Source organism: Ensifer sp. 22460, from assembly GCF_052044935.1.
In the GTDB taxonomy this organism is placed as follows: Bacteria; Pseudomonadota; Alphaproteobacteria; order Rhizobiales; family Rhizobiaceae; genus Ensifer.
Genome location: NZ_JBQENZ010000078.1, coordinates 1 through 439, shown reverse-complemented (window position 1 = coordinate 439; position 439 = coordinate 1). Strand labels below are relative to the sequence as shown.

At 65.8% G+C, this 439-nt stretch carries 1 protein-coding gene; it reads left to right on the top strand.

Going from position 1 to position 439, the window contains the following annotated elements:
- On the top strand, positions 1 to 439 hold a 439-nt coding region (locus ACTJKM_RS36075), incomplete at both ends, for a hypothetical protein (protein WP_440661897.1).

Here is a 439-nt window from a genome sequence, read left to right as displayed (position 1 = left end):
GGCCGGTTCGGACACGAGCAGCGGCACGATCGGCTTTACGGCCGGTTCGGATGCGATCGCGACGATCGTGTTCGGCAACACCAGCGGCCTGACGGGCGGATTGACCTGGGATCGCGTCTCCGACACGCAGATCATCGGCCGCGCCGGCGGTGTGGCGATCGTCACGCTCGACCTGGTGCGCAACGGCGACAGCGCGACGGTGACGGCCACGCTGAACGACAACTATGCCAGCCACCCCGGCATCAATGCCGACGACCTCGCAAGCCTCGGCTTGGTCAAGGTGATCGCTGCCGATACCGATGGCGATACGGCCGAAGGCACTGTCTCGGTCTCCGTCTCCGACGACGTACCTTTGGCGTCGAGCGAAGCCGGTGGGAACGTCTCGGAAGGCACGACGATCAGTGGCTCGTTCGACTTTGCGGCTGGCGCGGATGGAGCA